Genomic DNA, 25,878 nt, shown 5'->3' with positions numbered 1-25,878 from the left:
GCATGCCCATTCCATTGCTCGCGCTGGCCATCAGCGCATTCGCGATCGGTACGACCGAATTCGTGATCATGGGTCTGTTGCCCGAGGTCGCGCACGACCTGGCCGTGTCGATTCCATCGGCCGGCTTGCTCGTGAGCGGCTATGCGCTGGGCGTCGCGGTCGGCGCGCCGCTGCTCGCGGTGCTCACCAGCAAGATGCCGCGCAAGCTGGCGTTGCAGTTGCTGATGGGCGTGTTCATCGTCGGCAACACGCTGTGCGCAATCGCGTCCAGCTATTCGGTGCTGATGATCGCGCGCGTGGTGACGTCGTTCGCGCACGGCTCGTTCTTCGGCATCGGCGCGGTGGTCGCGGCTTCGCTCGTGCCCGCCGAGAAGCGCGCGAGCGCGATTGCGCTGATGTTCACCGGCCTGACGCTGGCGAATGTGCTGGGCGTACCGTTCGGCACGTTCATCGGCCAGCAATTCGGCTGGCGCGCGGCGTTCTGGATCGTCAGCGCATTGGGCGTGCTGTCGCTGGCGGGCGTGACGGCGCTGGTGCCGAATCGTCACGATGCCGGGCCGCTCGGTCTCGGTCATGAAGTGCGCGTGCTGAAAGACCCGCAAGTCTGGACCGCGCTCGCGATGACGGTGCTCGGCTTCGGCGGCGTGTTCGTCGTGTTCACCTATATCGCGCCGATTCTCGAACAGGTGAGCGGCTTCTCGCCGCGCGGCGTCACGCTGATTCTGGTGCTGTTCGGCGTGGGCCTCACGATCGGCAATACGGTGGGCGGCAAGCTCGCCGACCGCGCGCTGATGCCTTCGCTGATGGGCATCCTGGTCGCGCTCGCGGTGGTGATGGCGATCTTTGCGCGCACCAGCCATTCGCAGGTGGCCGCAGCGATCACGATCTTCGTGTGGGGCATCGCGGCATTCGCGACGGTGCCGCCGCTGCAGATGCGCGTGGTCGAGAAGGCGGCTGCGGCGCCGAATCTGGCCTCTACGCTGAACATCGGCGCGTTCAATGTGGGCAATGCGGGCGGCGCGTGGCTCGGCGGTGTCGTGATCGATCACGGCCATTCGCTCGATACGTTGCCGTGGGTCGCGGCGGCGGTGAGCGTGGCCGCGTTGCTGCTGACGTGGGTCGCCGCGCGTATGGATTCGCCGGAGGCGGTGGTGACGCAGCGCGCATGACCGCGCGTGCGCCGCTCAGCCGGGCGCTCGGCTCATATAAAAAATTCGCACAAGCTTTGCGGGAAGCGTCCTCCGCAATGCTGATAACAGTGTGAAGATAACTTCGTTGGGCGCGGCCGGACCCGATGCTATCTTGCTTCCACTAACCGCTTGCCCGCCGTCCGGCGGCGCTACAGGAGGCAATCATGCATTCCCCGCTTGCGCTGGTTCGCGATCCCGCCGCCGACCCCGGCACGTCGCCGCGTGCATCCGAACCCTTCGATGCACTGGAGCATCTGGTCGGCGTGAATCTCGCGCGTTTGCGCGCCGAGCGGCAACTCTCGCTCGACGCATTGGCTCGCGCTTCCGGCGTGTCGCGCGCGATGCTCGCGCAGATCGAATCGGCGCGCAGCGTGCCGTCCATCAAGGTGCTGTGCAAGGTGGCGGCGGCGCTGAAGGTGTCGGTGGCGGCGTTCTTGCGGCGGCATGCGACGAACGGCTTCGAGCATCTGCCGGCGGAGCGCTCGTCGCGCGTGGTCAGCTCGAACGGGCGCTATTCGGCGCGGCCGCTCTATCCCGACGCCGAACCGACCGCCGCCGAGTTTCACGAGTTGCGCATCGCGCCGTTGCACACCGAAGCCGGCACGCGCCGCGCGCCGGGCACGACGGTGAATCTGGTGGTGAGCGAAGGCACGCTGGAAGTCAGCGTGCACGATCAACGCCAGTTGCTCGCCACGGGTGACGCGATCGTGTTCGACGCCGATCAGCCGCATAGCCTGCGCAATCCCGGCGACACGGAAGCGCGCGCGTTTCGCGTCACGCTGAAGGCGGAGACGCCGCCGCGTTGGGACGTGCCCGCGCCGCACGAGACGACGCGCGAGGCCGCGCCGGTTTGATGGAACGCTGTAGGCCGGACGCGGGCGCCGCGGCGCTGCCCTGGCGATGCCCGTCTGTCCAGTAGGGTTGCGCTGCGAGCCGCGCGCGACTGCTGTATGCTTTGCCAGCCGGTCGATCCGGCAATCAGTGCGTCTTCAGGGCGGGGCGAAATTCCCCACCGGCGGTATGCCGGCAGCGCGAAAGCGTGAGCCGGCGAGCCCGCGAGCGCCCGCGTCGTTCAGGTTCTCAGCGTATCGAAAGCCGTAGCGGGGTCAGCAGATCTGGTGCGAAGCCAGAGCCGACGGTCAGAGTCCGGATGGAAGAAGATGTGCAGATAGTCATCTACGTTTTCCGTGGCGCCGCGAGTCATTCGAGCGGTGCGTGAACGGCGCTTCGGGCGGCGTTCAACGGCGCGTCCTTGTCTGTTTGCAATGCCCTGAAACGTTTCTCGCCCAACTTTTGCGATGAGCGTTTCAACCATGTCTTTTGCTGCTTTTCCCGCACCGTCGACGATTGCACCCGATGCATTCCTCGATCTCCCGCTGCTCGCCACCGAAGCCGTTCCGCCGCGCATCGCCGCCGCCTTGCAAGCCATGCGCGATGGCCGCGCCGTCGTCCTGCAGGACGACCACGACCGCGAGAACGAAGCCGATCTGATCGTGTCCGCCGAGCGTCTTTCCGTCGAAACCATGGCGCTGCTGATCCGCGAATGCAGCGGCATCGTCTGCCTATGCCTGCCCGACGAGAAGATCCGCGCGCTCGAACTGCCGCCGATGGCCGTCAACAACGAAAGCCGTCACGGCACCGCGTTCACCGTGTCGATCGAGGCGCGCGACGGCGTGACCACCGGCGTATCCGCGCTCGATCGCGTGACGACGATTCGCGCCGCGATCGCCGATACGGCGAAGCCCGCCGACATCGTGCGGCCGGGCCACGTGTTCCCGTTGCGGGCGATGCCCGGCGGCGTGCTCGCGCGTCGCGGTCACACCGAGGGGACGGTCGACCTGGCGATTCTCGCGGGTCTGAAGCCGGCCGGCGTGCTGTGCGAACTGATGAACGCGGACGGCACGATGACGCGCGGCGCGGACGTCGAGCGCTTCGCACGGCAACACGATCTGCCGATGCTGACGATCGCCGAACTGGTGGCGTTTCGCGAGGCGCTGGCGGCGGCGCGGGAATGCGTGGCCGAAGCCTGAAGCGTGGCATGTGCGGCGCCGGATGATCCGGCACGCCGCTCAAACGACAAGGCCGACTGTTGCGCAGTCGGCCTTTTTTGTGGCTCGTGCCGCGAAGCGAAACGGCTACGACTGCACGTCTCTGAACTCGCCGCGCACGCCCGCCTCGATCAGCGCGGGCAGTTGATCCATGTGCTTCATGATGCGCGTCATGCCCATGTTGCGCAGCGCGTCCGCGTACCCGTCGGGAATATGGCTCGCGCCGACGAACGCGATCGTCTTCATGCCCGCCGCGCGCGCCGCGTTCAAACCGGCCACGCTGTCTTCCACGACGATGCATCGTGACGGATCCACGCCCAGCGTCTGCGCGGCGAAGCGATAGACATCGGGATAAGGCTTGGGCCGCGCCACCTGTTCGGCGCTGAAGATTCGCTCGCCGAAAATCTGCTGCAAGCCCGCGCGCCGCACCGAGGCATGCACGCGCGCCATCCGGCTATTCGACACGACCGCGGCCGGCAGCGTGACGCGTTGCAATGCGTCGTGCACGCCGTTGATCGGGCTGAGCGATGCCGCGAGCGCGAGTTCGACCTGATGTTCGACGGTCGCGAGAAAGTCCGCGGGCAGCACGATATCGAACGACTTCTCGATGCCTTCGAGAAAGCGCGAGGTTTGCTGGCCAAAGGCCGTCTTGACGACCGCTTCGAAGTCGAGACCGGGGAAGGCGGCGGTCAGCGTTTCGGCCATTACGCGGTCGGCGATGATTTCGCTGTCGACGAGCACGCCGTCGCAGTCACAGATGAGGTGGTCGATCATGCCTTGAAACGGAAAGCGGGAAGCGCGTGAGCCAGGCGGAAGCAAGCTCGGGCGCGGATTGAAAAGCGCCATGATACGTGCTTTGGCGCGGGCTGCGCGACGCCGCTGCTTTGCGTTCGCGCGCTTCTTGAGCGCGGCTTCGTGCCCGCTCTTTAACTACCGCTTCTTAACCGCATTGCCTGGCCGCAAGGTCAGTGCGTGTGCAGGTACAAATACAGCCCCGCTGCCACCGCGCCGCCCACCAGCGGACCGAACACCGGAATCCACGCATAACGCCAGTCGCTGTCGCGCTTGCCGGGAATCGGCAGCAGCGTGTGCATCAGACGCGGCGACAAGTCGCGCGCCGGGCTCATTGCATAGCCGGTCGGGCCGCCGAGCGAGATGCCGATGCCGAGCACCAGCAGGCCGACCGGCAACGCGTCGAGCGCGCCGAGACCCACTTCGGGCGCAGCCAGATACAGCACGCCGAGAATCAGCACGAAGGTCGCGATCATTTCAGTCAACAGGTTGTGCGGCACGCTGCGAATCGCCGGCGACGTGCAGAACACGCCGAGCTTCACATCGGCATCGCCTTCTTTCGCGAAATGCTGGCGATACGCGACCCACACGAGCAGCGCGCCCGCCATGCCGCCGAGCATCTGCGCCGCGATGTAGCCGGGCACCTTGGCCCAGGCGAACTTGCCGGCCAGTGCGAGACTCACCGTCACGACAGGATTCAGGTGCGCCCCGCTAAACGACGCGGTGACGTAGACGGCGATGAACACGGCCATCGCCCAGCCCATCACGATGACGATCAGGTCCGCGCCTTTGCCTTTGGTGCGCGCGAGCAGCACATTGGCGACGGCGCCGTCGCCGAGCAGCACCACCAGCGCCGTGCCGATGAATTCCGCAATGTAAGGAGACATCGAAGGTTGATCCGAAACAGGGTTGTCAGGAAGCCGCCGGATAAGCGGCTTCGTTGCATCGAGAGCTTGGAGTCGAGCGGGTTTGGGGCCGCGTGGGATGGTCAGGACGCTCAGGACGCGTCGGCCCAGGCCTTGGCGGCGCGGATCGCGCGTTGCCAGCCGTCGAGGCATTGCTTGACGTCGGCGTGCGGCAGCGCGGGTGTGAAGCGGCGCTCCAGCTTCCACTGGTTCTGGAGTTCGTCCACGTCCTTCCAGTAGCCGACCGCGAGGCCGGCCAGGTAGGCCGCGCCGAGCGCGGTCGTTTCGGCAACCTTCGGGCGTACCGCGTCGACGCCGAGAATGTCGGCCTGGAATTGCATCAGCAGATTATTCGCGCAGGCGCCGCCGTCCACGCGCAATTCGCCGATGCGAATGCCGGAGTCGGCTTCCATGGCCTTCAGCACGTCGAGCGATTGATAGGCGATCGAGTCGAGCGCGGCGCGTGCGATATGCGCGGAGGTCGTGCCGCGCGTCACGCCGAACAGCGTGCCGCGCGCGCGTGCATTCCAATGCGGCGCGCCGAGCCCGGCGAAGGCCGGCACCAGGTACACGCCGTCGCAATGCGGCACGCTGCGCGCCAGCGTTTCGATTTCCGCCGCGCTCTTGATGATGCCGAGGCCGTCGCGCAACCATTGCACCACCGCGCCGGCAATGAAGATGCTGCCTTCGAGCGCGTAGTTGATCTGGTCGCCGATTTGCCAGGCGATCGTGGTGACGAGATTGTTCTTCGACTCGATCGGCTTGTCGCCGGTGTTCATCACGAGGAAGCAGCCCGTGCCGTAGGTGTTCTTCACCATGCCCGACTGCGTGCACATCTGCCCGAACAGCGCGGCGTGCTGATCGCCGGCGATGCCCGCGAGCGGAATCTTGGAGGCGAACACGGTGGTCCTGGTCGGCCCATAGACTTCCGACGATGCCCGCACTTCCGGCAACATGCTGCGCGGAATGTCGAGCGCGTCGAGCAGTTCGTCGTCCCACTTCAGCGTATGGATGTTGAAGAGCATCGTGCGCGATGCGTTGGTCACGTCGGTGACATGCAGGCCGCCCTTGGTGAAATTCCACACCAGCCAGCTATCGACCGTGCCGAATGCGAGGCGGCCTTGCCTCGCCTTTTCGCGCGCGCCTTCGACGTTGTCGAGAATCCAGCGAATCTTGGTGGCCGAGAAGTACGAGTCGATCGGCAGGCCGGTTTTCGCGCGGACCTTTTCCTCCAGACCTCGCTCCTTGAGCTGGTCGCAGAAGTCGGCGGTGCGGCGGTCTTGCCAGACGATCGCGTTATAGACGGGATGGCCGGTTTCGCGGTCCCACACGACCGTGGTTTCGCGTTGATTGGTGATGCCGATCGCGGCGATCGAGGTGCCGTTCATGCCGGCGCGCGTCACGGCTTCGGCGGCGACGCCGGCTTGCGTCGACCAGATTTCCTGCGCATCGTGCTCGACCCAGCCCGGATGCGGGTAGATTTGCTGGAATTCCTTCTGAGCGGTCGACACGATATTGCCGAGCCGGTCGAATAGCATCGCACGCGAACTAGTGGTGCCTTGGTCGAGCGCGAGGATGTACTGATCCTGCATTGTCTCTTCTCCATGCGTTTTATGGATCGCCGGACTGCGGACCGGCGACGGGAACGGCTTGTTGTTTTGAGCGGGCCGCAATGGTTTCGTGCGTGCCGGCTTCGTCTAGCCGAGGGGTGAATCGGTCGGGTTCACGTGAGCCGCGAGCGCGGTGCGTTGCGACGGCTGCGTCGAGAGTCTAACTATGCGCTCTGTCGCACCGGTTCGCGTGCGAACCACACGTCGATGTCGTGCGTGATCGAATCGAGCGTGCCCGGCTCGACATGCAGCCCGAGTTTCGACCGGCGCCACAGCACGTCCTGAGCGCTGCGCGCCCATTCGGTGTCGCGCAGATAAACCAGCTCGGCCTCGTACAGACCCGGCGCGAATGCGCGGCCGAGATCGGCCACCGAGCGCGCGTTGCCGATCACGCGCTCAACGCGCGTGCCGTATGCGCGGGCGAGGCGGTAAGCCAGGTCGGCCGGCAGCCACGCATGCTGCTGCTTGAATTCGGTGACGAAGCGCTCGAAGTTCGCGTGCGCGATGTCGCCGCCGGGCAAGGGCGCGCCGGCCGTCCACGAGGGTGCGGCGTTCGCGTTGCCGCCCAACGCTTGCGCGAGTTTGTCGACGGCTTCTTCAGCGAGCTTGCGAAAGGTGGTGATCTTGCCGCCGAACACCGAGAGCAGCGGCGCTTCGTCCGCGGGCGCGTCGAGTTCGAGCGAGTAATCGCGCGTGACCGCCGACGGATTGTCCGCGCCTTCTTCCTCGAGCAGCGGCCGCACGCCCGAATAGGTCCAGCGCACGTCGGCCGGCGAGATCTTGTCCTTGAAGTAGCGGTTGATCGAATCGCACAGGTACTGGATTTCCTCCGCGTTGATCGCCACCTGCGAGGGGTCGCCGCGATATTCGATATCCGTCGTGCCGATCAGCGTGTAATCGTGCTCGTACGGAATCGCGAAGATGATCCGCTTGTCGGGATTCTGGAAGATGTACGCGTGATCGTGTTCGAACAGGCGCCGCGTGACGATATGGCTGCCTTTCACGAGGCGCACGCTATGCGACGCCTTGCGGCCGAGCGCGCCTTGCAGCAGTTCGCCGACCCACGGGCCCGCGGCGTTGGCGATCGAGGCTGCGCGAACGTCGAGCAGCGTGCCGTCCCCGCGCTTGAGTTGCGCGCGCCATTCGCCGCCCGCGCGCACCGCGCTGACGAGCTTCGTGCGCGTGAGGATTTTCGCGCCGCGCTCCTGGGCATCCAGCGCGTTCAGGACGACGAGCCGCGCGTCGTTGACCCAGCCGTCCGAATACACGAAGCCGCGCTTGATCGAATCGACGAGCGGTGCGCCCGCCGGATGATTGCGCATCACGATGCCGCGCGAACCGGGCAGCAGTTCGCGCCTGGCGAGGTGATCGTAGAGAAACAGGCCGGCGCGAATCAGCCAGGCCGGCCGCAGATCGGGCATGTGCGGCATCACGAAGCGCAACGGCCACATGATGTGCGGCGCTGCGCGCAGCAGCGTTTCGCGCTCCTGCAGCGCCTTGCGCACGAGACCGAACTCGCGGTACTCGAGATAGCGCAGGCCGCCGTGAATCAGTTTGGTGCTCGCCGACGACGTGTGCGCCGCGAGGTCGTCCTGTTCGCACAGCAGCACCGACAGGCCGCGGCCTGCCGCGTCGCGAGCAATTCCCGCGCCGTTGATCCCGCCGCCCACGACGAGCAAATCGTATCTCGAGCCTTGCGTCACCTGCTGTGTCCCCTAGGTGTTGTCGGAAGTCGTATGGAAAATCTATCGAACCGCTGGTGTTCGTTTTCGAACTTTAATGAACATATTCGAAAAAGTAAAGTTCGGTTTGCCGGGCTCACCTCTTTGTCTCGCGGGTCGAGTGGTGGCGCAACGCGCGGCCACGGACGATACTCTGCGCAGTAGCCATTTCGAGGGGAATTCATGCGTGGACTTTTGATGATCGGCGCCGCTGCGCTTCTCACGGGGTGCGTCGGCACGCCAAGCCTGAACGGGACGATGGGCGCGCCGTCGTTCGCGTCGTTGCAGCAGATGTGCAGCGCCGAGCCGGTCGATTACGGCAACGACGCCCAAGGCGTGTATGCGACGTTATTCGATGCTTATGTGGCGAACCGGCGCGGCAAGCTGTCGAAAGACCAGTACTGCGCGTTTCAGGCCACGATCGCGCAGCGCTATGCAAGTCAAGGCATGAGCGCGGATCCGCAGGTGCGCAACCAGTGGGTCGCGTTCTTCACCGATCAGCGGGCCAGGGCGTTGAGCTGGCGCGCCGCGGTCGATCCGACCTTGCGCAGCGGTTGAGGCTCGGCTTCGGCCGGGGCCGCGGGGCTTTCGCCCGACAAAGCTCGATAAAATCCACGCGGCATTGCGGCGTGACGGCGCGCGCCTGGCTCGGGACGCAACGAAGCGGCCGCGCCCCACGGCGGCGGCCGGATTACTCGAAGCAAATAGGTGCATCGTCAAGGCGACGCGGGCGCGTCACGTCTGTGGCGCAACCCATGCTCACGCCTCCGGATGTCGGCTGGCGACTCCGGTGGCTGCAGCCATAACCCAGAACGTAGCTAGGAAAAACGTTTGATGGCCCTCAGTGCGCTATCGCCGCTTTCAGTGACGCGCCATTGTTCATTGCCCGATGCGAGCCGTTCGAGTTGCACCAACTGGCGTTCCAGTAGTGCATCGAGTTCTTCCCGCTCCATGTCGACCTGATTGGGAGCGTCCTTGACGAGCAACAGCGTGGCGAATTCATGCGGACTCAGCATCGTTCTCTCCATGTCAAGCAAACGCGGACGGCCTTGCCGGCAACTGGCCAGAGGCCAGTGAGGTCCGCTACAGGATCAGGCGGGAAGTACGGCTTACGCGACGGGTTCACGCAACCGGCGCTACGCGGAATGCGAAACGAACGTCGGGGAACTGGAGTGTAGTCAACCGCACGTTAAACACCAAAGGAGTCCCAGTAAATTTTCCCTTTGACAATCCAGCGCCGTCGAGGCGGTTCAAGGCAGCGGGCAAATCCTTGAATTCACTCGAAGTTTCGCGTGCGCTGCAACATGGCGGAGAACGCCTGGCCTTACCCGGCGACGTACACCTGGCAATTGGCGGCGGTGAGCGTTTCCATCATTTCGGCGGGCGGCGCGGCGTCGGTGAAAAGGGCGTCGATCTGGTCGAGATGACCTTGGCGAACTAGCGCGGGCCGGCCGAACTTCGAGTTGTCGGCGGCGAGAAAGACGGTGCGCGCATGCTGGATGATCGCCTCGGCCACGCGCACTTCGCGGGTGTCGAAATCGCGCAGCGTGCCGTCCGTTTCGATGCTCGACGTGCCGATGATCGCGAAGTCCACCTTGAACTGGCGGATGAAATCGATCGCCAGTTCGCCGACGATCCCTTTGTCCCACGGCCGCACGATGCCGCCCGTCACCAGCACTTCGCAATCCGGATAGCCGCTCATCATGCTGGCGACATTCAGATTGTTGGTGATCACGCGCAGGCCGCGATGCCGGTTGAGCGCGCGGGCGACTTCCTCGGTGGTGGTGCCGAGGTTGATGAACAGCGAGGCCTGGTCGGGAATGTGCGTGGCGACCAGCGCCGCGATGCGCCGTTTCTCGTCATGGAACATCCGTTGACGCGCCGTGTAGGACACGTTCTCGGAACTGGTCGGCAAACTGGCGCCACCGTGATAGCGGCGCAGCAGGTTCATGTCGGCGAGCCAGTTGACGTCGCGGCGAATGGTCTGCGGCGTCACGTCGAAGTGAGCCGCGAGGTCGTCCACGGTCACGAAGCCGTCGCGTTGCACCCACTCCAGCAGTTCCTGTTGCCGGGCATTGAGAGTCAGGCGGGGGTCTCGGGTCATGTGTCTCGGGTCGTGGGTTTTTATCGGCGCTGCCCGCCGGCGGCGGGCTCAGCCGGGCCGGAAACGAGCGATGCGTGAACGGGGTGAGCGTATTGTAAGACCATCGCGAGCCGTGTCCGTCATCTCGCGCAAGATGCGTGCGATCGGCGACGATGCGTGACGGCATTCAGCCTCGCCATGCATTGATTCATTTCGCAAATGAATTTGTTTTTTGTGCCGGATCGCGCTGCAATCCGGGGTTCCGCTTTTTTTTACCCGTTCCTGTGGTTGCGGCGATGTTCATGCGCCGGGCCGCGCTTTCGAGAGTGTTCGACCATGACTGGCTTCAACTGGCAAAACCCTTATGCAACGCCGCGTTTGCCCGTATTCGCGCGCAACATCGTGTCGACGTCGCATCCGCTTGCCGCGCAGGCGGGGCTGCGCATGCTGTGGAAAGGCGGCAATGCCGTCGACGCGGCGATCGCGGCGGCGGCCGCCATCACGGTGGTCGAGCCGGTGTCGTGCGGCTTGGGCGGCGACGCGTTCGCGTTGGTGTGGGACGGCAAGAAGCTGCACGGCTTGAACGCGTCGGGCGTGTCGCCCTCGGCGTGGAACGTCGACTATTTCAAGCGCAAGTACGGCGAGCAAAACGGCCTCGCGAAGCAGCCCGTGCGCGGCTGGGATGCCGTGACGGTGCCCGGCGTGATCGCGGGCTGGGAAGCGCTGCATCAAAAATTCGGCTCGCTGCCGTTCGCCGATCTGATGGAGCCGGCGATCGAAATCGCCGAGCGCGGTCACGCGGTGGCGAGCATCGTCGCCCATAAGTGGGCGGCGGCCGTGCCCGACCTGAAAGACCAGCCGGGCTTCGCGCAAACCTTCATGCCGCGTGGCCGCGCGCCCGAAGTGAGCGAGCTGGTGCGCTTTCCGGGCCACGCGAAGACGCTGCGCAAGCTCGCCGAGCAAGGTCCGCGCGCTTACTACGAAGGCGAGATCGCCGAGCGGATCGCCGCATTTTCGCGCGAGGGCGGCGGCGCGCTGACCATCGACGACCTGCGCAACTATCGCGCGGATTGGGTCGAGCCGATCGGCAAGGCATATCGCGGCTACACCGTGCATGAGATTCCGCCGAACGGGCAGGGCATCGCGGCGCTGATCGCGCTGGGCATCCTCGAAAAATTCGATGTGAAGGCGCTCGCCGTCGACAACGTCGAATCGCAGCATTTGCAGATCGAAGCGATGAAGCTCGCGTTCGCCGACGTCTATCGCTACGTGGCCGATCCGCGTTCGATGGAAGTCACGCCCGAGCAGATGCTCGACGACGCCTACCTCACTTCGCGCGCGAAGCTGATCGACCACAAGCGCGCGACGCCGTTCGACTTCGGCATGCCGAAAGCGGGCGGCACGATCTATATGTCGGTGGCCGACGAGCGCGGCATGATGGTCAGCTTCATCCAGTCGAACTACATGGGTTTCGGTTCGGGCATCGTGGTGCCGGACACCGGCATCTCCATGCAGAATCGCGGCTGCGGTTTCTCGATGGACCCGAGGTCGCCGAACGTCGTGGAAGGCGGCAAGCGGCCGTTCCACACGATCATTCCGTCGTTCCTCACGCAGCAGGTGGACGGCAAGCAGGAAGCGGTGATGAGCTTCGGCGTAATGGGCGGCGACATGCAGCCGCAAGGTCATCTGCAATCGATCGTCAGGATGCTCGACTACGGTCAGCAGCCGCAGGCCGCTTGCGATGCGCCGCGCTGGAAGGTCAACCGCGACTTCACGCTCGACGTCGAAGCGACGCTCGATTCGAACACCGCCGCAGCCTTGCAGAAGCTCGGCCACACGATCAAGTCGGTCGACGATCCGTACATGGACTTTGGCTCCGGCCAGTACATCTGGAAGCTCGATCGCAACGATCCCGAGCGCGGCTATGTGGCGGCGAGCGACAGCCGTCGCGACGGCCTGGCCGCCGGGTTCTGAGCGGTTCCATTCGCGAAGCGCGGCGCCGTTCAAAGGGGCGCTTCGCATGCGCTATCCGCAGGGCTTTTCATGCAGACTCAAGCCAGCTCGCCGAGCTGGCTTTTTTACGCCTCACGCACGGCGCTCCCGTTCGACGGTGTAATCGACTACCCTGGGATTGAACTGCGACGTTCCGGCATGGTCTGTGCTGGGTTATCTGCAGAGTTGCGAAACACCGGCTAAGATGCAAGATACAAGGGGTTAACTCTAATTCACGACGCTGTATCAGACACGGCGGACCACCTGGCGAGAGCGGGCGGTTGCGAGCATGCTCCACGAGTCGATACAGCTTTCGGAGCAAGACACGATGCACACAGAGCCGAACCACGCCATGCCCTGGCGGATCGAGGATATCGACCTCACCCGCATAGATCGCCAGAAGGCTGTCGCCAACGAAGATTTGCTGTTGCTGCTGTGCGCCGCTTCGTTTATCGAAAGCGGCACCGATCTTTACACGAGTAATCTGAGCACGTTCTTCGACGGCGATCCCGAGGTCTCCGCCTGGCTCAACAACGAGTGGGAGCCGGAGGAAATGCAGCACGGCCGGGCGCTCAAGACGTATATCGCTTACGTCTGGCCGGAGTTCGATTGGGACACCGCGTTCCGCAATTTCATGGACGAGTATTCGCTCACGTGTTCGGTGGAAGATTTCGAAAAGACGCGTGCGCTCGAAATGGTCGCGCGCTGCGTGGTCGAAACAGGCACGGCAACGCTGTATCGCGCGATCGGCGAATGCTCGGACGAACCCGTGCTCAAGCAGATCACCGACAACATCCGCATCGACGAAGTCCGTCACTACAAGCACTTTTTCAAATACTTCAAGAAGTACAACAAGATCGAAGGCAACGGCCGTCTCGCCGTGCTCGGCGCGTTGATGCGCCGGGTAATGGAGATCAAGAACGAAGACTCGGAGATCGCGCTGCGCCACGTGTTCGCAATTCGCTATCCGGAGCGCGTGCACGATTCGCTCTACAACCGCGAGCGCGCGGCGCGCATCAATGCGCTGGTGCGGCGCAATCTGTCGGCCGATATGTGCGTGAAGATGCTGCTCAAGCCGCTCGACCTGCCCGCGAGGATTCAGCCGGGCGTGCATTATCCGCTCGCCAAGATCACGCAGCACGTGTTCTTCCGCTGAGTTTTCAGTTGGCTTGCCGCATGAACACCAATGGCCCGCTCGTGCGGGCCATTCGCTCTTCGAGGCATTTTTGAGCCTGACCGACTTACTCGACGGATCGACACGATGAGCGACTCTCCCGCACCCCCCCGTCCGCTCGAACAGAACGTGTTCGACGAATGGCCCGATGCCGTGCGCGCGCTGTTCGACGGTTCGTCGCTGGCGAGCAAGACGGGGTTCACCGCCTCGCTGCTGAGCGTCGATACGAATGGTCATGTGCGTACGTCGCTGCTCGGCGTCGGCGAACTGTATGCGCCGGATTCGCGCACGCTGTGCATCGCGTTGTGGCCGCAAGCGAGGGCGACGCGCGCGATCGAGCGCAACGGCCGGGCCGCATTGACCTTTGTTTGCGATGAGGCGTTTTATCAGGTGCAGTTGCGGGTCGCGCCGCTGCCTTGCGTTGAAGGCGACGACAGCGGACTGGTCTATCTGATCTGCTCGATCGACTCGGCGGAGACGCAAAGCGTGCGTTATGCGCGCCTGACGAGCGGCATCACGTTCGAACTGGAAGAAGAGGGGAAGGAGGCGGTGCTCGACCGATGGAAACGGCAGATCGAGCACCTGAAGCGAACTGCGGCCAGCCGTTAGTCCCTTGTTGCGCTAAATCAGGACGACGGCTGGCGAGCCTTGAAGTTTACCGGCCGCGCTGGCCGCTGCGTGTCGGCTGGCCGCCGCGCGGCGCGTCGTTGCGCTGCTTGGTGCCGCCGAGCAAAGCGCCGGGGTTGCCGCCTTGCGGTTTATTGGCCTGCGGCTTGCGCGGCGCATGCTGCGCGCCGTTGCCTTCATGCGCGACAGCGCGCGGCCGGTCGTCTTGACGCTGACCGTCGCGGCGCGGCTGGCCGCCGTTGCCGGCCGGCTTTGCGCCTTGCGGCCTCGGTTGCTGCTGACCGTTCGCCGGGCGCTGACCCGAGCGCTGCGCCGGTTTCGCGGACGAAGCGCCATCGCGCTTCGGCGCACCTTGGCCCTGGCGCGGCGAACGTCCGCCGCCACCGCCACCGCCTTGACCGCGGCGCAGGATCGGCTCCGGCTTCGCAGTCGGATCCGGTTCGAAACCGGCGATCACTTCCTGGGGCACCGCGCGCTTGATCAGCTTCTCGATGTCCTTCAGCAATTGCAGTTCGTCGACGCACACCAGCGAAATCGCTTCGCCCGTCGCGCCCGCGCGACCCGTGCGGCCGATGCGGTGCACGTAGTCTTCCGGCACGTTCGGCAAATCGTAGTTGACCACGTGCGGCAACTGGTCGATATCGATGCCGCGTGCGGCGATGTCGGTGGCGACCAGCACCTGCAGCGTGCCGTCCTTGAACTCGGCGAGCGCGCGCGTACGAGCCGACTGGCTCTTGTTGCCGTGAATCGCCAGCGCGCTGATGCCGTCTTTCGTGAGCTGCTCGGCGAGGCGGTTCGCGCCGTGCTTGGTGCGCGTGAACACCAGCACCTGGAACCAGTTGTGTTGCTTGATCAGGTGCGTGAGCAGTTCGCGCTTCTTGTCGCGATCCACCGGGTGAATCTTTTGCGCGACCGTCTCGGCGGTCGTATTGCGGCGTGCGACTTCGATCAGCGCCGGCGAGTCGAGCAGGTTGTCGGCGAGCGTTTTGATCTCGTCGGAGAACGTCGCCGAGAACAGCAGGTTCTGACGCTTGGGCGGCAACTTCGCGAGCACGCGCTTGATATCGTGGATGAAGCCCATGTCGAGCATGCGGTCGGCCTCGTCGAGCACGAGAATCTCTAGATGCGACAGGTCGATGGTTTTCTGCTGCATGTGGTCGAGCAGACGGCCCGGCGTGGCCACGACGATATCGACGCCGCTCCTCAACGCGCCGATCTGCGGATTGATGCCGACGCCGCCGAACATCACGGTCGACTTCAGCTTCAGGTACTTGCCGTAAGCGCGCACGCTTTCTTCGACCTGGGCCGCAAGCTCGCGCGTGGGCGTGAGGATCAGCGCGCGCACCGCGCGCTTGCCCGAAGCCGTGGCGACTCCCGGCATGGTGTTCAGGCGCTGCAGGATCGGCAGCGTGAAGCCGGCGGTCTTGCCGGTGCCGGTCTGCGCGCCGGCCAGCAGATCGCCGCCGTTGAGCACGGCGGGAATCGCTTGTGTCTGGATCGGAGTCGGCGTGGTGTAGCCGAGTTCGTGTACAGCGCGGACCAAGGGTTCGGACAAGCCGAGGGAATCAAAAGACATAAAAACTCTTTGCAATGCAGTATCGCGAACGGCACAACGGGGCCCAAGTGGGCAAAACGCGGCATGAATACGCCTTCGTGGCGTATTCGAGGCCAGAGCCCAGTTCCGGTCGCGGAGAAATCGGCGGCACGCGGGAACGCGTGCCGAATGCTTCAACGCGCTATGCAGACACGTTGACTGGCCTTAAGTTGCATTTCGCCGCCGTGGCGTGTCACGCGACGTAGCGCGCGACACTGACGAATTGACACAGACTGCCCGCCAGTACGAACAGGTGCCAGATACCATGTCCGTGCCGGATGCGCTCGTCGTTGATGAAGAAGTAGATGCCGGCGCTGTAAATGACTCCGCCGGCCACGAGCCAGGCGGTACCCGCGGTCGGTAAAGCCGTGACCAGCGGACGGATGGCAACGAGCGCGAGCCATCCCATCAATACATACAGCACCATCGAAACGCTGCGGGTGCGACGCCCGAGCGTCAGTTCCTGCACGATGCCGAGGGCGGCAAGCCCCCAGCTTACGCCGAACAGCGACCAGCCCCACGGCCCACGCAACGTGACAAGCGTGAACGGAGTGTAACTGCCGGCGATCAGCAAATAGATCGCCGAGTGGTCGCATTTCTGCAAGACAGCTTTCACGCGCGGGTTGCGCACGCTGTGGTACAGCGTCGAGATAGCATACAGCACGAACAGCATCGCACCGTACACGCTGAAGCTCACCACCTTGTACGCATCGCCCGCGAGCGCGCCCATCGTCACGAGCGTAGCCAGCCCCGCCACCGACAGCACGGCGCCGACGAGGTGGGTAATGCTGTTGAAACGCTCACCGACATGCACGGCTCTTTCCTCCTGCGCGGCGTCATCGAGGCCAATGTGGCCCACATGATACCGGTGCTGAAAAAAACGAAGGGCGCGGCCGCGAGTTTCGCCGGCCGCGCCCAGGGTGCATCTCACGCTGCTTAGTCGAGCGGCGCCGAACGCAGTTCAGCCACTTGCTGCGGCGAGACAGCCGTGCCGTGGTTGCCCCACGACATACGGATGTACGTCACGACGGCGGCCACTTCCTGATTCGACAGCGACTGCGCGAACGGCGGCATGCCGTACGGATGCGGGTTGCCTTCCGTGCTCGGCGGATAACCGCCGTTCAGCACCATGCGGATCGGGTTCACCGCCGACGACATCTGAATCGACTGGTTGTTCGCGAGCGGCGGGAAGGCCGGCGGCATGCCGAGGCCGTTCTCCGCGTGACACTTCGCGCAGTTGTCAGCGTAGATCTTCTGACCTTGCTTCAACAGTTCGCCACCGAACTTTTCCGACGTTTCGAACTGCAGCGGTTCCGGCGCTTCGCTCTTCTGCGGGATCGTCTTCAGGTACGTGGACATTGCGTTGATGTCCGCGTCCGTCATGTACTGCAGGCTGTTGTGAACCACCTCAGCCATCGGACCGAATACCGCGCCGCGGTTCGACACACCGGTTTTCAGCAGATCGGCGATGTCTTTGGTTTCCCAGTCGCCGAGGCCGGCTTCCTTGTTCGACGTCAGCGACGGTGCGTACCAGTTCTGCAGCGGGATCAGGCCGCCGGCGAACGCAGCCGAACTGACCGGACCGCCCATCGCGTTGATCGAGGTATGGCACATGCCGCAGTGGCCGAGGCCTTCGATCAGATACGCGCCGCGATTCCATTCGACCGACTTGGTCGGATCAGGCTTGTACTCGCCTTCGCGGAAGAACAGCGTACGCCAGCCGATCAGCATGTTGCGCTGATTGAACGGGAACTTCAGTTCGTGCGGACGGCTTGCCACGTTGACCGGCGCGACCGAGCGCAGGTACGCGTAGATCGCGTCCGAGTCGGCGCGCGTGACCTTCGTGTAGCTCGTGAACGGGAAGCCCGGATACAGCAGGCTGCCGTCTTTCGAGCGGCCCGTATGCATCGCGCGATAGAAGTCGTCCTGGGTCCACTTGCCAATGCCGTACTGGTCGTCAGGCGTGATATTCGGCGTGAACATCGTGCCGAACGGCGTGGCCATGGGCAGGCCGCCGGCGAACGGCTTGCCGCCGCGCACCGTATGGCAGGCGATACAGTCGCCGGCGCGGGCGAGATACTCGCCCTTCTTGATCAGCGCGGCCTGGTCGGCGGGCGTTGCCGCGACGGCCGTGCCGTTATGCAGGTTGTCGCCGCCCGACCACAGGACGGGAACGAGTGCGGCAGCCGCAACGACGACGACTGCCGAGAGGGCGAACAAAGACTTGCGTTTCATGTGAGTGTCTCTCCTGGTGCCTTATTGCGGTTCGCTGCCGCAGGCAAGCGGAGTCTTCATCGAGCGGGCCGGAGCCGGCACGGGGTTTTGTGGGGCCTGTTGCGTGGAAAGCCATGCAGCGACGGCGTTCACGTCTTCATCGGTCAGGCGCGTGGCGATGGTCTGCATGCAATCAGGCGCGATGGCGTGGCGCGAACCCGAGCGCCAGGCGCCGAGCTGGGCGCTGATGTAATCGGAGTGCAGGCCGACCAGACCCGGAATAGCGGGTTCCATGCCGGTCAAGCCCTTGCCGTGGCAAGCCGCGCAAGCCGGAATCTGTTTCGATGCGTCGCCCTTCAGCACGATCTGCTGACCGCGCGCGAGCGTGGCCGCCGACACCGTCGGCTTGGCCGGTTGCGGATACGGCGGGCGTTGCTGCGAGAAGTACGTGGCGATCTGATGGAGGTAGTCGTCCGAGAGATACGTGACGAGGTAGTTCATCGGCGGGTACTTGCGGCGACCTTCGCGGAAATTCTGCAACTGGTTGTACAGGTAGTCGGCCGGCTTGCCGGCGAGACGCGGGAAGTAGTCGTTATCAGTACCTTGACCATGCGTGCCGTGGCAGGCCGTGCAACCTTGCACGCGCGCTTCCATCGTATCGGGGGCCTTCGGTTGAGTCTGCGCTTTCGCAGCGCTATAGACACCCGCGGAGCCGATCAGCAGAAGGGCAAGCAACGGGCGGAAAATGCGTCTTGAAGACACGCGTAACTCCATCAAAATCGGGGACCTGACCGAACTTCGAGCGGCTCGGTGTGAAGGGCAGCCGGCGCTGCGGCGACGCAGCATTCTATCATCGAAGGCTGATGGTGACTATTTGCCACATTAGAGAAGGTTCCAGTCCTCACAGTCGTGCGACAGTTTGACGCGCAGTGTCGGATCAGGACGAATTTGACGTTGTCCCGCATCAATCCGCGCGATCGCGGACGTCAGCGTTGTACCCGGCGTCTCGCGTGATAAAGCAGGTTGAACCGAGCCGCGAGGGCGGCATCGAAGCGTACACTTGCGGGCTCGCAGGCGTCCCCGTGACTCAGACCGCGCTGGTTCCGCCTCCATCGTTTTCCTGTTTATCCGCTATCGGCCTTACATGAAGCTATCCAATTTCTCCCGCCCGAGGCTGCTTGTGTTGACGCTCGGCGCCACGGCGCTGCTTGCGACGTCCACGGCTTTCGCGCATGCGCATCTGGTGTCGAGCGAGCCGGCGGCGAACGCCGAAGTGGCCGCGCCCACGCAAGTGACGATCCGCTTCACCGAGCCGCTCGAACCGGCTTTCAGCAAGATTGCGCTCGCCGACGCGAGCGGCAAGTCGGCCGCACCGGCTGCGTCGCAGGTCGACAGCCAGGATGCGAAGGTCTTGCACCTGCCGCTGCCGCAGTTGAGCGCGGGCCGCTACGCGGTGCATTGGACGGCGGTCGCCACGGACGGCCACCGTACCCAGGGCGACTTTGCGTTTACCGTCAAATGAGCATGGACGGACTCTGGATCGGGCAGGTCGCCATGGCCGCGCTCATGAACGTCGCGTTTGCGTTTGCCGTCGGCTCGGCGTTGTTCGGCGCGTGGCTCGCGAAAGATGCCCAAGCCAAGATCGCACCCGCGCGGCCAGGCTGGTTGCGCGCCCAACGGGCGATGTTGACGGCCACCGTCGTGCTGGTGCTCGCGGATCTGGGCTGGCTGCTGTATCAGGCGGCCTCGATGAGCGGTGTGGGGCTGGCTGCCGCGATCGGCGTGGTGCCGACGGTGCTCACGCAAACGCATGTCGGATATGGCTGGAGTGTTGCGTTCGCGGGTGCCCTCGTATTGCTCGGCACGGCGATGGCGAGTCATACGGGCATGCTGCGCAATGCGCTGCTGTGGCTCGCGGTGGTCGCGATCGCGGCGGGCAAGGCATCGCTCGGTCATGCGGCCGACGCCGGGCTCGCGTCGGCGGCAATCGCCATGCAAACACTGCACGTGCTCGTGACGAGCGTGTGGGGCGGGCTCGCGATGGCGGGCGGGCTTTCGGTGATGCCCGCGCTCGGCACGTCGACCGCGCGCGGAATGCTGATCCGCACGGCGACGCAGATGTCGAACGTCTCGGTGGTGGCGGTCGTGCTCGTGCTGTTTTCAGGCGTATTCAATGCGGTGCGCGGGTCGGGCGGCTCATTCGAAGCGCTCGAATTCAGCGCATGGGGTCACGTGCTGATGCTCAAGCTTGCGCTTGTCGCGCTGGCGCTCGTGCTCGGCGGGCTCAACCGCTTCGTGGCGCTGCCGCGCCTGCGTCGCACGGCCGCGACAATCGACGCGCATACCTTCGCAAACATCCTGTATCTGGAAGCGCTGGCGATCATCGGCGTGTTCGTCGCGGCGGCGGCATTGTCGCATAGCGTGCCGGCGTTTGCCGCGCTGGGCTGAGGCCGGGTCAATCGCGACGTAAGGGCCTTTGTTGTGTAAGGCTCTGCGGAGCAGGGGCCGCGCGGCGTAACGGCCGGAAAACACGTGTTCCGACCCGTGTTGCGGCGTGTCGCGTGACGGTCGCCGCGCGTGCGTCACGTCACCGTAACGTGCCCGCTAATACGACAACGCCGCCCGTGGGCGGCGTTGCTTCACGCAATCACCATTCGGCGACGCTGCCATCTTCGTGGCGCCACACCGGGTTGCGCCAGCGGTGCCCGACCTTCGCCATCTCGCGCACCTTCTCTTCGTTCACTTCGATGCCGAGACCGGGGCCTTGCGGAATCGACACGAAACCGTCTTCATATTTGAAGACTTCCGGATTCTTGATGTAGTCGAGCAGATCGTTGCCCTGGTTGTAGTGGATGCCGAGGCTCTGCTCCTGGATGAACGCGTTGTAGCTCACCGCGTCGATCTGCAGACAGGTGGCCAATGCAATCGGGCCGAGCGGGCAATGCAGTGCGAGCGCGACGTCGTAGGCTTCGGCCATCGACGCGATCTTGCGGCACTCGGTAATGCCCCCCGCGTGCGACGCGTCCGGCTGGATGATGTCGACGTAGCCGCCAGCCAGAATGTGCTTGAAGTCCCAGCGGGAATACAGGCGTTCACCCAGCGCGATCGGCGTGTTGGTCTGATTGACGATGTCGCGCAATGCTTCCGCGTTTTCCGAGAGCACCGGCTCTTCGATGAAGAGCAGCTTGTACGGATCGAGTTCCTTCGCCAGCACCTTGGCCATCGGCTTATGCACGCGGCCATGGAAGTCCACGCCGATGCCGATGTTCGGCCCCACCGCCTCGCGCACCGCCGCGACGTTGTTGATCACGCCTTGCACCTTGTCGAAGGTGTCGATGATCTGCAGCTCTTCCGAGCCGTTCATCTTCACCGCCTTGAAGCCGCGTTCGACCACGGCGCGCGCGTTGTTCGCGACGTCGCTCGGACGGTCGCCGCCGATCCACGAATACACCTTGATCCTGTCGCGCACCTGGCCGCCGAGCAGCGCATGAACCGGCACGCCGTGATGCTTGCCCTTGATGTCCCACAGCGCCTGGTCGACGCCGGCAATCGCGCTCATCGTGATCGGGCCGCCGCGGTAGAAGCCCGCGCGGTACATGACCTGCCAGTGGTCTTCGATCAGCAGCGGATCCTTGCCGATCAGATAGTCGGATAGTTCTTCGACGGCTGCCGCGACCGTATGCGCGCGGCCTTCGACCACCGGCTCGCCCCAGCCGACGATGCCTGCGTCGGTCTCGATCTTCAGGAAGCACCAGCGCGGCGGAACGATGAAGGTTTCGAGCTTGGTGATTTTCATGGTGTGCGTCTCCTTGCGACTTGCGCGTCTGCTGACGATTCGGGGGATCCACATGCTACAACAAAAGCGCGCTTCAGTACTATTAATAGTACTATTTGCCACATAGTGGCGAAGCGCTGGTCGTTGCGGCACCGGGCCGAAGCAGTGCTGGTGAGCCTCGAAGTGCCGGCTGATCTCGAACGCTCCGCCTGCCGATGTCGATAGAGCCGCAAGGCCGTTTGGAGAAACCTATTCAGCACGATCTGCATGGGCGCGTTGCCCATATGCTGGCGACCGCGATTTTGCGCGGCGACTACGCGCCCGATTCGATCCTGCCGCGCGAAGCGGAATTGATGGACACCTTCGGCGTGAGCCGCACGGTGTTGCGCGAGGCGCTGCGCACGCTGACCTCGAAAGGACTGATCGAATCGCGTCCGCGGGTCGGCACGCGCGTGCGGCCGAAGCACGCGTGGAATCTGCTCGACGTCGATGTGCTCGACTGGTACTCGCGAGTCGCCGAGCCCGTTGCGTTCGCGCTCAAATTGCAGGAGATGCGCGAGATGATCGAGCCGTATGCGGCGGCTCTCGCGGCGGCGTCGCGCACTGACGAGGCTTTCAATGCGCTCGCGGCGGCTCATGCGGCGATGGTGGCGGCGCGCAACGTCGACGAATGGGTGCGTGCCGATCTGCAATTTCATTTGAGCGTGCTGATCGCGTGCAGCAACGAATTGCTGATCCCGCTCGGCACACTGATCGAGCGCACGCTCGAAGCGCAGTTACGCCTGAATGCCAAGCGCGCGGCGGTGTTCAACGCGTCGCTGGGTGAGCATACGGCGGTGTTCGAGGCCATTCGCGATCGAGACGCCGCCGCGGCGCGCGAGGCGATGGCGGGTTTGCTCGGCGTGACGCGCGGGCGGATCGAGGCTTGAGCGTCGCTTGGCGGAAGGGTGAGCGGAGCGCGAGCGTGGGTTGAGCGCGCAACCGCTCTTGCGCCGCTCACGCTGACGCGCTTACTTTGCTTCGGAAGCAGCGGCCGCTCCCGACGGCGGCACCAGTTCGAAGCACCCTGGCGGCGGTGTCGACGGTTTCGCCTTGGCGTCCGGCTGCTGTGAGTCGATACATTTGAAGGCGCTCTGGTCGCGCTGAACGAAGATCGTATCGGCCGGACCGGCAGCGCCTTGCGCGCCGTTGACGACCGCAACGATGCGGTAGCCGTTCTGCAGCAAGGTGGGGAGTGTCATCGAACTCGGACGCCATTGGCTGTCGGACGGCGTCTGCGCGTGAGCCGTAAGCGCGCAAGCGCTGCCTGCGAGCGCGATGGAAGCGGTGGCCGCGGCAAGCGCGGCAGTGCGGAACGTCATCAAGAAACCTCCTTGAAGTTGCTGTTTGGAAGGCCAAAACAGGAAAGCCGCTGAACCTTGCGGATCAGCGGCTTTTTCTTGCAACTGGTGGCGAATCAGGGACTCGCGGCAGATGGCCGGTGACCCTTGTCCGGCTTGGCTTCGCGGCTACCATCGTTCTCAAGATAGCAGCTTCGGGTAGCCGTTGCGCATGGTTTTACAATCGGTTTCAGGGACGGCTCTAGCGTCGCCTCGATTTGGTTAGGTGTCTTCGTCGGCCGTAGTGATGTCAGTTCGTCGGACTCCGCGCGCGCAGTGTCCGCAGCGTTTCTGCAGAGCCGCGCGTGAGCGCTACGGGATCGTCCTCGCTGATCACGGCCCCGCGTCGTGCCAAGGCGTTTTCCGGTCACTCGTTGCGAATCGCAATAGCCGCCTTTGTGCCCCGAGCATGACGCCGACAGGCGTACTCGCCAACTGCTGGTCATGGAGCGCCAGCAGCCGTTCCAGACTTGCCGCGTCGTCCGGGCTAACCTGCCAGACATCGGCTGCTGTCGCTCGTGCCGCGCTGCGCTCGAGCGCCTCGGCAGCTTCGTGAAACAGTGCGTGGTCGGCGGTTCCGAAGCCGGCCTCCCGTAGATACCAGGCCATGTACAGCACGTGTATCAGGTCGCTGAGCAGGTGTCCGTTTCCGTCGCCTGCACGCAATGCCGCGAGCGCCAGGTGATTGCGTAGCGAAACCGAACGGACGGACTCCAGCGTCGCGGGTAAAAGCGTGGCCTTTGCGGATGTCCTATTGGACGGGCAACGAATTCCCTTTCTCTTTCTATTCATTTTGTATAAACGGCGAAATTCGATTGATTTCCGTGCTGGTCCTTGAAATCCGTGTCCGCTGTTTCCGTTTTCAATTTGCGCAGCCTTTGGCTAATGCCAAACCGGAAACGAAGGCAGTATGAAGCGATAACGAAAAGCGGAGCCTCGAATTGCAATATTTAACAATCTGAAGACGCTGATTGCATGAATACATATGTAATTTAGTGGGCGTCACGTTCGTGAAACGGCTTTTCTGGAAGCTACCGATGGAGCAAATGAATATTGGCTGGAATATGTAATTCACGTGTCACTCGGAGCGCGGCGCGCACGCAGTATTGTGCGATATTCGCGTTCATCATATGATTTCGGACGCTTCGAGATTTGAACTTTCCGGAGACCAGAAAGATGGGTGCGCAGGATCTTGCTGCGGCAATCAACGCGGGCATCAATCAAACCGAAAGGCTGCTGAGGCTGGACACGCCCCTTGGCGCCGACGTTCTGGTGCCTCAACGGGTTATTGGCAAGTCGCGTATCGGCCGAAACTTTGAATTTACGGTCGATGTGGTCTCATTGCGCGATTCGCTTGAACTGAAAACGCTCATTGCCCAGTCTGTCACGCTCTGGATTCAACAGACCGACAAGACTTATCTGCCTCACCACGGTTATGTGCATACGGCACGGCGGCTTGGGTCTGACGGCGGCCTTGTCGGCTACCAACTGGTTTTCTCTTCGTGGTTGCATTTGCTGCGATTCCGGAAGGACGCACGCATATTTCAGGAAAAGACCGCTGAAGACATTCTGATCGAAGTATTCAACGGCCATCCGCAGGCACAAGGCGCATTTCGCTTCGACCTGCAAACGCAGCTTCCTTCGCGCTCGTTCTGTGTCCAGTATGAAGACGACTGGAACTTCGTTCATCGCCTGATGGAGTCCGAGGGTCTGTACGGTTATTTCGAGCAGGCGGCGGACGGCAAGTCGCACATGCTCGTTATCACCGATCGAGTGTTTTCGTTGCCGGCGTTATCACGCGCAGAGTGTGCCGTTTTATCGGGCCGGCACAGGCGGCGAGGCGGACGCGTTGGTGCAGTGGAGCGGCACGCGCGCTCTGCAGAGTACGACGCTGACGACTCGCACGTTCGATTACAGGTCACCGCCGACCTCCGGGAACCCGAAAGGTACGAGTGTTCCCACGCTGGACAATCAGGGCAACCTGCCCCAGCAGGCCGAAGTATACGAATACACGGGCGCGTACACCTACGGTGAGCAGCAGCGTGGCGACCAGCTCTCCAAAATCCGCATGGAGGAATGGGAATCGCGGGCAAAGCGTTTTTACGGCGTCGGTGGGTTGCGGCGGGCGGATGCCGGCCGCTGGTTCGAACTGACCGACCATCCGGAACACGACCGGGACAGCGAGCAGGACCGGCAGTTCGTCGTTATCGCGACCGCGTGGTTCATCGAGAACAACTTGCCGGTGTCCAGTCAAACGCCGGATTTCCCGCATAGCCTGAAGCGGGAGCTTGAGACGAAGCGGGCCGTCAAGGCCGCGACGACGGATTCGCATCTCGTGCCTCATGCGGACGGCAGCGAGGGATTCTTCCTGGTCGAAATCGAAGCCCAACGCCGCGCCGTGCCGTTTCGCAGTCTCCTCGAACACCGTAAGCCGGCTATGTATCTGCAGACGGCAACCGTGGTCGGGCCAGCGAACGAGGAGGTTTATACCGACTCGTTGAATCGTATCAAGGTGCGAATGCACTGGGACCGCCTGAACGATGGCGATGAGAAAGCATCTTGCTGGGTGCGGGCGGCCTATTCGGACACCGGTGGCGGATATGGTGCCGTCCACATTCCGCGCATTGGCGAGGAGGTCGTCATCGACTGGGTCGGGGGCGACTGCGACCGCCCGATTGTGACAGGACGCGTGTACAACGGTGCGACCAGGCCGCAATGGCACTCGAACGGACTGCTCTCAGGCTACCGGTCGAAAGAATACCAGGGTAGCGGTT

Annotated in this window: 23 protein-coding genes, 1 pseudogene and 1 riboswitch; of the genes and pseudogenes, 11 read left to right on the top strand and 13 right to left on the bottom strand. The window is 63.8% G+C overall.

Features of this window, described 5'->3' with window-relative positions:
• Positions 1–2: 2 nt before the first annotated feature.
• The 3 genes from CUJ90_RS15215 to ribB all read left to right on the top strand — a co-directional run bounded on the left by CUJ90_RS15215 (position 3) and on the right by ribB (position 3,220).
• The gene (locus CUJ90_RS15215; protein ID WP_083083197.1) at positions 3–1,169 is read left to right on the top strand and encodes an MFS transporter; all 1,167 of its coding nucleotides are present in this window, start codon (positions 3–5) and stop codon (positions 1,167–1,169) included.
• A 185-nt stretch (positions 1,170–1,354) separates the two neighbouring features.
• The gene (locus CUJ90_RS15210) at positions 1,355–2,044 is read left to right on the top strand and encodes a helix-turn-helix domain-containing protein (RefSeq protein WP_073429074.1); all 690 of its coding nucleotides are present in this window, start codon (positions 1,355–1,357) and stop codon (positions 2,042–2,044) included.
• A 127-nt stretch (positions 2,045–2,171) separates the two neighbouring features.
• A riboswitch (FMN riboswitch) is annotated at positions 2,172–2,356 on the top strand.
• A 147-nt stretch (positions 2,357–2,503) separates the two neighbouring features.
• A complete protein-coding gene (ribB, locus tag CUJ90_RS15205) occupies positions 2,504–3,220 on the top strand; it encodes a 3,4-dihydroxy-2-butanone-4-phosphate synthase (protein ID WP_083083199.1) in 717 nt (238 codons plus the stop codon).
• A 105-nt stretch (positions 3,221–3,325) separates the two neighbouring features.
• Here ribB and CUJ90_RS15200 read toward each other — a convergent pair whose 3' ends face one another.
• From CUJ90_RS15200 to glpD, 4 genes are all read right to left on the bottom strand, one after another.
• A complete protein-coding gene (locus CUJ90_RS15200; protein ID WP_114163579.1) occupies positions 3,326–4,012 on the bottom strand; it encodes an HAD family hydrolase in 687 nt (228 codons plus the stop codon).
• Between the two features lie 191 nt (positions 4,013–4,203).
• On the bottom strand, positions 4,204–4,917 hold the full coding sequence (locus CUJ90_RS15195; protein ID WP_073429072.1) for an MIP/aquaporin family protein: 714 nt from the start codon (positions 4,915–4,917) through the stop codon (positions 4,204–4,206).
• 110 nt (positions 4,918–5,027) lie between these two features.
• Positions 5,028–6,527, bottom strand: a complete 1,500-nt coding sequence (glpK, locus tag CUJ90_RS15190; protein WP_083083202.1) for a glycerol kinase GlpK — start codon at positions 6,525–6,527, stop codon at positions 5,028–5,030.
• A gap of 182 nt (positions 6,528–6,709) precedes the next feature.
• Positions 6,710–8,248, bottom strand: coding sequence for a glycerol-3-phosphate dehydrogenase (gene glpD, locus CUJ90_RS15185; RefSeq protein WP_083083204.1), 1,539 nt, complete (start codon positions 8,246–8,248; stop codon positions 6,710–6,712).
• Positions 8,249–8,449: 201 nt separating this feature from the next.
• Here glpD and CUJ90_RS15180 point away from each other — a divergent pair, with 201 nt between their 5' ends.
• Positions 8,450–8,824: a hypothetical protein gene (locus tag CUJ90_RS15180; protein WP_176035727.1), complete on the top strand. Its 375-nt coding sequence runs from the start codon at positions 8,450–8,452 to the stop codon at positions 8,822–8,824.
• A 260-nt stretch (positions 8,825–9,084) separates the two neighbouring features.
• Here CUJ90_RS15180 and CUJ90_RS15175 read toward each other — a convergent pair whose 3' ends face one another.
• Positions 9,085–9,282, bottom strand: a complete 198-nt coding sequence (locus CUJ90_RS15175) for a hypothetical protein (RefSeq protein WP_073429069.1) — start codon at positions 9,280–9,282, stop codon at positions 9,085–9,087.
• A gap of 308 nt (positions 9,283–9,590) precedes the next feature.
• Positions 9,591–10,370 carry a DeoR/GlpR family DNA-binding transcription regulator gene (locus tag CUJ90_RS15170; RefSeq protein ID WP_083083208.1) on the bottom strand — a complete coding sequence of 260 codons (780 nt, stop codon included), beginning with the start codon at positions 10,368–10,370 and terminating at the stop codon, positions 9,591–9,593.
• Between the two features lie 315 nt (positions 10,371–10,685).
• On the opposite strand from CUJ90_RS15170, the gene CUJ90_RS15165 reads away from it, so the two are divergent.
• The 3 genes from CUJ90_RS15165 (at position 10,686) to CUJ90_RS15155 (ending at position 14,124) form a co-directional block, all read left to right on the top strand.
• The gene (locus CUJ90_RS15165; protein WP_114163159.1) at positions 10,686–12,323 is read left to right on the top strand and encodes a gamma-glutamyltransferase family protein; all 1,638 of its coding nucleotides are present in this window, start codon (positions 10,686–10,688) and stop codon (positions 12,321–12,323) included.
• Positions 12,324–12,669: 346 nt separating this feature from the next.
• The gene (locus CUJ90_RS15160; protein ID WP_073429149.1) at positions 12,670–13,497 is read left to right on the top strand and encodes a ferritin-like domain-containing protein; all 828 of its coding nucleotides are present in this window, start codon (positions 12,670–12,672) and stop codon (positions 13,495–13,497) included.
• Between the two features lie 105 nt (positions 13,498–13,602).
• Positions 13,603–14,124, top strand: a complete 522-nt coding sequence (locus CUJ90_RS15155) for a pyridoxamine 5'-phosphate oxidase family protein (protein WP_073429066.1) — start codon at positions 13,603–13,605, stop codon at positions 14,122–14,124.
• A 46-nt stretch (positions 14,125–14,170) separates the two neighbouring features.
• Here CUJ90_RS15155 and CUJ90_RS15150 read toward each other — a convergent pair whose 3' ends face one another.
• The 4 genes from CUJ90_RS15150 to CUJ90_RS15135 all read right to left on the bottom strand — a co-directional run bounded on the left by CUJ90_RS15150 (position 14,171) and on the right by CUJ90_RS15135 (position 18,724).
• Positions 14,171–15,718: a DEAD/DEAH box helicase gene (locus CUJ90_RS15150; protein ID WP_073429065.1), complete on the bottom strand. Its 1,548-nt coding sequence runs from the start codon at positions 15,716–15,718 to the stop codon at positions 14,171–14,173.
• Positions 15,719–15,929: 211 nt separating this feature from the next.
• On the bottom strand, positions 15,930–16,550 hold the full coding sequence (gene trhA, locus CUJ90_RS15145) for a PAQR family membrane homeostasis protein TrhA (RefSeq protein ID WP_073429064.1): 621 nt from the start codon (positions 16,548–16,550) through the stop codon (positions 15,930–15,932).
• 122 nt (positions 16,551–16,672) lie between these two features.
• Entirely contained in the window at positions 16,673–17,971 is a 1,299-nt protein-coding gene (locus tag CUJ90_RS15140) for a c-type cytochrome (RefSeq protein WP_073429063.1), read from the bottom strand.
• Between the two features lie 21 nt (positions 17,972–17,992).
• A complete protein-coding gene (locus CUJ90_RS15135) occupies positions 17,993–18,724 on the bottom strand; it encodes a c-type cytochrome (protein WP_073429062.1) in 732 nt (243 codons plus the stop codon).
• Between the two features lie 370 nt (positions 18,725–19,094).
• Between CUJ90_RS15135 and copC the strand changes: the two genes are divergently transcribed.
• The gene (copC, locus tag CUJ90_RS15130; protein ID WP_073429061.1) at positions 19,095–19,472 is read left to right on the top strand and encodes a copper homeostasis periplasmic binding protein CopC; all 378 of its coding nucleotides are present in this window, start codon (positions 19,095–19,097) and stop codon (positions 19,470–19,472) included.
• Positions 19,469–20,398 (top strand): CopD family protein, encoded by a 930-nt coding sequence (locus CUJ90_RS15125; protein WP_073429060.1) that lies wholly within the window; start codon positions 19,469–19,471, stop codon positions 20,396–20,398. Before copC ends, CUJ90_RS15125 begins: the two co-directional genes overlap by 4 nt.
• A gap of 199 nt (positions 20,399–20,597) precedes the next feature.
• On the opposite strand, the gene dgoD is transcribed toward CUJ90_RS15125, so the two are convergent.
• Entirely contained in the window at positions 20,598–21,746 is a 1,149-nt protein-coding gene (dgoD, locus tag CUJ90_RS15120) for a galactonate dehydratase (RefSeq protein ID WP_083083212.1), read from the bottom strand.
• Positions 21,747–21,940: 194 nt separating this feature from the next.
• Between dgoD and CUJ90_RS15115 the strand changes: the two genes are divergently transcribed.
• Positions 21,941–22,654, top strand: coding sequence for a FadR/GntR family transcriptional regulator (locus CUJ90_RS15115; RefSeq protein ID WP_083083215.1), 714 nt, complete (start codon positions 21,941–21,943; stop codon positions 22,652–22,654).
• A gap of 81 nt (positions 22,655–22,735) precedes the next feature.
• Here the strand turns inward: CUJ90_RS15115 and CUJ90_RS15110 are convergent, their stop codons facing one another.
• Both CUJ90_RS15110 and CUJ90_RS15105 read right to left on the bottom strand, forming a co-directional pair.
• Positions 22,736–23,086, bottom strand: a complete 351-nt coding sequence (locus CUJ90_RS15110; RefSeq protein ID WP_073429057.1) for a hypothetical protein — start codon at positions 23,084–23,086, stop codon at positions 22,736–22,738.
• Between the two features lie 351 nt (positions 23,087–23,437).
• Positions 23,438–23,896, bottom strand: coding sequence for a hypothetical protein (locus tag CUJ90_RS15105; protein WP_143326572.1), 459 nt, complete (start codon positions 23,894–23,896; stop codon positions 23,438–23,440).
• Positions 23,897–24,280: 384 nt separating this feature from the next.
• On the opposite strand from CUJ90_RS15105, the pseudogene CUJ90_RS33825 reads away from it, so the two are divergent.
• Positions 24,281–25,874: pseudogene (locus tag CUJ90_RS33825) on the top strand (type VI secretion system Vgr family protein); the annotation flags it as partial.
• Positions 25,875–25,878: the final 4 nt, after the last annotated feature.

Origin of the sequence: Paraburkholderia terricola (assembly GCF_003330825.1) — a bacterium.
Lineage (GTDB): Bacteria > Pseudomonadota > Gammaproteobacteria > Burkholderiales > Burkholderiaceae > Paraburkholderia > Paraburkholderia terricola.
The sequence above is the reverse complement of the archived record's forward strand: the minus strand, read 5'-3'. Positions and strand labels throughout refer to the sequence as shown.